Annotated in this window: 3 protein-coding genes and 1 tRNA gene; all 4 read left to right on the forward strand. The window is 44.5% G+C overall.

Going from position 1 to position 6473, the window contains the following annotated elements:
• The first annotated feature begins 466 nt into the window (after nucleotides 1-466).
• The 4 genes from QOR82_RS08560 (at nucleotide 467) to QOR82_RS08575 (ending at nucleotide 5096) form a co-directional block, all read left to right on the forward strand.
• On the forward strand, nucleotides 467-1504 hold the full coding sequence (locus tag QOR82_RS08560; RefSeq protein ID WP_283584333.1) for a TerB N-terminal domain-containing protein: 1038 nt from the start codon (nucleotides 467-469) through the stop codon (nucleotides 1502-1504).
• The gene (locus QOR82_RS08565; RefSeq protein ID WP_283584331.1) at nucleotides 1470-3083 is read left to right on the forward strand and encodes a mucin-binding protein; all 1614 of its coding nucleotides are present in this window, start codon (nucleotides 1470-1472) and stop codon (nucleotides 3081-3083) included. Before QOR82_RS08560 ends, QOR82_RS08565 begins: the two co-directional genes overlap by 35 nt.
• A gap of 520 nt (nucleotides 3084-3603) precedes the next feature.
• Nucleotides 3604-4926, forward strand: a complete 1323-nt coding sequence (locus tag QOR82_RS08570) for an MFS transporter (protein ID WP_283584332.1) — start codon at nucleotides 3604-3606, stop codon at nucleotides 4924-4926.
• 97 nt (nucleotides 4927-5023) lie between these two features.
• Nucleotides 5024-5096: transfer RNA gene (locus QOR82_RS08575), tRNA-Thr, on the forward strand.
• Nucleotides 5097-6473 lie beyond the last annotated feature (1377 nt).

Consider the following 6473-nt stretch of genomic DNA (forward strand, 5'->3'; position numbering starts at 1 on the left):
GAACACAGCAGTTAAGCTTCAGCGCGCCAAAAGTAGTTGGGGGATCGCTCCCTGCGAGGATAGGGCACTGCCGCGCAAAAACATAACACAGACTGTTAAGCAGCCTGTGTTTTTTTTTGCCATAAAAATGAAATTTGGTATAATGCAAACTAGAACATACGTACGAATAAAGGAGGGATAGCTACGTGAATCGCCAGCAATTAAAAAACTACCTGTTTCACAAGTATGGTCTCTCCTTCATCACTAGCCCGGCGGATCCGGTGCATCAAGAAGAGCTGCGGCTTTCCTTGTCGCAACCGGCTTTTGCCTTTTTATCGCAAGATGAGCCGCGTTTAGATTTAAAATGTCCGACTTTTGCGCCGGCTATTCAACAAAATGACTATTTCGGGCCGCCAACGATGATCAAAAAAGATGGCTGGGTCGGGGTCAATTTTGATCAAGTTAGCGATCACGACCTTCAGAACGTATTGGACTATGCCTTTCAAACCGCAACAAGCGGTCAAAAAATGATCTCCCAGCAGCTCATTCATTTGTCGCACCAGCAAACAAGGTCGGATTATCAGGCTCAGATGATTACCAACCGATCGCAGAGTTTCAGCGCTATTACCCCGACTATCATTCGATGAACCTGGCTCAGTTACACACCTACTTTACTTGGCGAACACGACTGCGCGGGGGCCACTTCAGCGTCAACAGCACTTCCTATGCCTACGTATACATCTACGAATTGCTGAATAATATCGGTGTAACTGATCCTTTGAGCGGCTATCAACAGTTGCGGGCTTTCCAAGAGCATTATGCGCCATCCTACGGCAAAAAGATGGTAGCTTACCTGCAACAATGGCTGCAAGACTACGTGTTGTATTATGGGCTCAACCACCAGGCAGCCAACGAAGCCTTTGCGGATAGGATTGCAGAAGATCGGCAGTACTACATTGTTCGGCATCCGCAAGATTATTCGGCCGCGGAATTGCTCAAGGTCTTTGCCGGTTGGATAACTTATCTGCAGCATTGCCGGCTCTACCAAAATAATGAGGAGGAATTTGCTCGGCTTTTTCAAATCATTTGGCAAGAGCTCGTGGCGGATCCGGCAGCCCGAGTGATGACTTTAGTGGGCAAACAAAAGATCAACACTGGCTATTTCTTTGGCAACGCGGTCTTCTATTTTCGGCAAGATCCGCAGCAGTCAACCTATATCATCGACTCCGAACGCCAGTACCAGCTAAAAAAACGGCAGTACTACTGTACATCCTGGCAACCGTGCCAGCGACGGGGCGTCAAACTCAATGCTTTCTTCCACGAAGTTGATCGCCTGGTCCGGCAAGCATTTGGCCTCGGTCACCCGCTCAAGGCACGTCCGCTGTCGCCTGCTATCCTCAAAGATATTCAGCAGGGAATCCAGCTTTATCTAGCAGCGAAACGACGGGAAGCGCAGAAAGCTGCGGAACCAGAGCTGCACATGGGCGCCAGTGCAAAGCTTCCCAGCAGTAATTTCGCCAGATGAGCCAGGATACACGGCTGACAAGGCTTCGATTCCAGCAATCGACAACGTCAGCCATGATCATGACGACATCAATGAGACTGTTACTTACACGCCAGATAATCAAAAGGCCACGGTTAAGTACATTGATGATACGACTGGTAAGACGTTGACGAGTAAAGACTTGACTGGTAAGTCGGATGCTAAGTCAGGTTACACGACTATGGATACGATCAAGGGTTATGAAGATCAGGGTTATGACTTTGTTTCCGATCAGACGAATGGCCAAGAGATCGTCTTTGATCATGATGACAAAAACAATCAGACTTATGGAGTGCACTTGAAACATGGTACAGTCACCGTCACACCAAAGAATCCAGGTCCAGACACACCGAACACGCCGATTAATCCGAAGGATCCAGATAGCCCGAAGTATCCGAAGGGCACTGATAAGACGAGTCTGACGAAGACTGTGACTGAAACCGTTACATACAAGAACTCTGACGGAACGCCAGTTCCTAATAATCTAAAGCCAAAGAAGCAGACTTTGACTTTTGAAAACACCAAGGTGATCGATAAAGTTACTGGTGAAGTAATTAGCGATACTTGGACGTCAGTCCAAAGCTTCCCAGAAGTAGCTTCGCCAGATGAGCCAGGGTACACGGCTGACAAGGCTTCGATTCCAGCAATCGACAACGTCGGCCATGATCATGGCGACATCAATGAGACTGTCACTTACACGCCAGATGTCCAAAAGGCGACAGTAACTTACATCGATGACACCACCGGCACGACCCTGTTTAGTAAGAGCTTAAGTGGGGTATCGAATGGTTATTCCGGCTACACAACGACGGCGACGATCCAAGACTACGAAGATCAGGGCTATGATCTTGTTTCTGATGGCACCAATGGCCAAGGGATCATCTTTGATAACGATGACAACTATGACCAAAGCTATGAGGTGCATTTGAAACATGGTACTGCAACAATCACGGATCACAAGACGGTGATGCGGACGGTGCATTATGTCGATGATCATGGACAACCGGTTCACGGCGATACGGTTCAGCAGGCCACATTTAATCGGACCGGAACGCGGGATAAAGTCACTAAGATCATTACTTGGAATCCGTGGACGCCAGACGGTCAGACGCTGACCGCCATCGTTCCGCCGGAAGTTCCGGGTTATACTCCTAATGCTCAGCTGGTGTCATCACAGCCCGTTACTGTGGAAACGACTGACATTACGGTAACTGTGATCTACAGTCCGAAACAGCCGGATGCTACTACGCCACATAGTCATGGCGATGGTGTTCCTACCACACCAGATGATGGGGACAACGGTCTGCCAACTCCACCAAGCAAACGTGGCTCCTATGGCAATAACAACCTGCCGACGCCACCGAATGGTTACGATAACAGCGGCTTACCAACACCGCCAAACGGCCGTAATGTTTATGGCAGCACTGGTCAAACTAGTCAGTCGCAATTACCACAGACTGGTAATGACGCCAATACTAAGACTGGCATCTTCGGCTTTATGTTAGCTGGTTTAGCTGCTCTCTTTGGTTTCGATACCGGAAAGAAGAAGCGGCGTAACTAAATTCGAAGGGCAAAATAGGGTCTGTTGTCCAAGCTGTAAAAGGCTTGCGACAGCAGGCTTTTTTGCGTTTCAAAGTGGAAAAGCGCGAAGGCAGAATGTCGGAACGACTCTTGCTGGAGTCAACGAGGATGCTTGTGGTAACCGTGGAAGGTAAGAGTGATAAACGCCAAGATTAAAATTTAATGTTAAATAACTATTGATTTCTAATTTTGTCCATGATAATATACTAGCCATCAACTAAAACGAAAGCGAGGACAGAACAATGTTTTTCACCATGAATGCACAAGCAAACATTATTATTATTCGGGTCATTAACTAGGTGATGCGGATAATTAATGCTGTTCGCATCATCAGACAAGGGATGTGAACAGCAGTGGTAAAGACATTCTCTGTCGGCCGGCTGACTGTTCAACAGTTAGCTGGCTTTTTTTGTTGAAAGGATGTGAGGACGATGGAAAGCGACATTCGAACTAAGCGTGATGGTGATTCATAGATTAAATTAAAATGAGAGGTAAACATTATGGATAGTACAGTAACTAACACCCCCCAAACCAGTAGTCGACTGAACGTCAAACGCGATCCCGTCAAAACAGTAATTTTGGCATCAATGATGGGTACAGCGATTGAATTCTTTGACTTCTATGCCTACGGGACTGCTTCTGCTGCCTATTTCCCCAAAGTCTTTTTCCCGCAGATGACACCCTTGCTTGCAACCTTGCTGAGTCTGTTAACTTTCGGGGTGGCCTTCGTTGCTCGTCCCGTCGGCTCCTTCCTGTTTGGCCACTATGGTGACCGCTTGGGTCGGAAGAAGACCCTGGTAGTTTCCCTATTAGTGATGGGAGTGGCAACCGTGGCCATCGGTTTTATCCCAAGTTATCAGGTTGTCGGCGTCTGGGGAGCCCTTCTCCTTTGTCTCTGCCGCTTCGTTCAAGGAATCGGCCTGGGTGGTGAATGGTCGGGTGCCGTGCTTGTGGCAACCGAAAACGCTCCAGCGGACAAACGGGCACTATATGGTGCTTTCCCCGAAGTGGGCGCACCGATCGGTTTCTTCTTGTGCAACGGTTTATTCTTTGTCTTAGAAGGGGTTTTAACCCCAGCGCAAATGCTGACCTTTGGCTGGCGAGTTCCATTCTGGGCTTCTGCCGTCCTCGTTGTTATCGGTTTGTATGTCCGGCGCCGGCTCCAGGAAACACCATTATTCAAACTTGCTCAGGAGCGTGACAATACTACGAAGTCACCTCTGCGGGAAGTCTTCAAGTCTAATTGGCGGGAAATCCTAAAGGGAACTTTCATCATGGGTGCTACTTACGCCCTGTTCTTTACCTTGACAACTTGGTCGCTGTCATATGCTACGACGGCTCTCGGCTTTAGTTCTTCGGAATTCTTGTTGCTTCTGATGGGCGCCATCGTTGAATTTGCGGTTCTGATCATGCTCACGTCGGTGCTGGCTGACCGAGTAGGGCGAAAGAAAGTCCTCCTCACTGCCTCAGTGGCCTTGGTTGTGTTCTCCCTGGTCTTTCCGTATTTCCTTTCTGGTCGGCACAACTTAGTCGGGGTTCTGCTTTTCTTGGGTCTCGGTTTCTTGGTAATGGGAACCCTCTACGGTCCAGTGGGCGCTGTCCTGCCGGAATTGTTCCCGACGAAGGTGCGTTACTCCGGGGCGGGGATCACATACAATCTGGCGGCAGTAGTTGGTGCCGCGGTTGCCCCAACTGTAACAACCTGGCTGATCGCTAATCATGGTTTGCATTCGGCAGGTTACTACATGCTGGCTCTCTCAGTGTTGGCTGTCGTCTCCTGGTTGCTGACGAAGGAAACGAAGGACGTCGATTACACGAAATAGTTATGATGATGGTTGTGGACTAATTGATCCGAATTAATTGAAATTACCTCTTCCAATTTTGGAACTGTTCTGCTATACTAATTTGTGTTGGCAAATTGCTGACTTAGCTCAGTTGGCAGAGCATCGCATTAGTAATGCGGAGGTCGGAGGTTCGAATCCTCTAGTCAGCACTAGAAACATACTAAAAGCCTATAACAATACGTTTTTACCGTATTTGTTATAGGCTTTTTATGTTAGTTTAAGGCTATGATTTCTCACTTTTTTCACATGTTTTGAACTAAATGATATCCTATAATTTTTATGATCACGAAAATGGTTGATATGATAGTATTTGTAGTCATTTAAACGTGTGAAAAAATGTGAAATGCCAGAAGAAGGTATTGTAAGCAATTATACTTCTTCTTCCCAACCATGCGTCCGGAAAAGGAAACTAAGGATAGCAAAAAGGGTAAGAAGAATAAGAAAAAGTAGTCTAAAAGCCTGATGTGACGGCTTTTCGACGACACTGTGAATTTAGACAAATTTAGTTACTAGCTTGTAAAAAGTTAGTAATCTTGGTGTGTGTACACCAAAAATACACCATTTTTTAAATAAACTGAATTAGTAAAAAAGCTGGCAAAAAAAGAAGACTTCGATTCTCCATTAGGGAATCGGAGCCTTTTATTTTATAAAGCATTAAAAGAATTCATTGCAGTAGTTCATAATTCAGCATGAAAACTGAAGTAAGGGTTAATTTAGAGTGTTTAATGAATTAAACGATAAATTGATCGAATTCTCTTAAAAAGGCTTAGAAAGCAATATGAAATAAATAACAGGTACTACATAATTGTAAAACGTGTAGTACCTGTTAATTATTTTCTCTGTCTAAATTTAATCAGTAGATAATCATTTTAACAGACTAACATGGAAAACAGACGACCTGATAATTAATACACCAATATGCGCCGATTACCAACACTTGAGACTATTGAATATGTACTACTTTTAGACATCAAATGAATAAATGATCATGAAAGAAGTCGCTAAATAATTTTTCTTTTTGCCAAATAGTATATAGATAAAATAATAGATTAGTTGATAAACAAAAACAAGAAAATGATCTAATTGGTTTACCTTTTTAGTAAATTAGTTATACTATAATTGTGTACGTGATAAAAGGAGATGGATTAATTACTAAAGTATTAGCAATTGATAATTTAATGCTGTGATTTTTGGGGGGATTAATTTATCAACGCTATGGATAGAAATTATTTATGAATAATTTTATTATTTAGCTTTAAATTCCAACTAATTATGTAAAGCACATTTTAGCAATGGAAAATGATACTTTGGCTTGCGTTAACTTTCTATATTTAGCAACACGAATTTTCTTAATTTGAGGAGTAAACAACCGTGACTTGACAATTTAATTATTTGAAATCAATCCTTTCCGAATTACCGGATAAGGATTATTTAGCATATCTAAGAAAATGGTGGATTATAGAATGAAGTTAGCCACCCAGTTGGTGGCAAATAAAAAACGCCATTCGGCGTGACATCAGGTATCA

The organism is Limosilactobacillus difficilis (assembly GCF_947387495.1).
Taxonomy (GTDB): domain Bacteria; phylum Bacillota; class Bacilli; order Lactobacillales; family Lactobacillaceae; genus Limosilactobacillus; species Limosilactobacillus difficilis.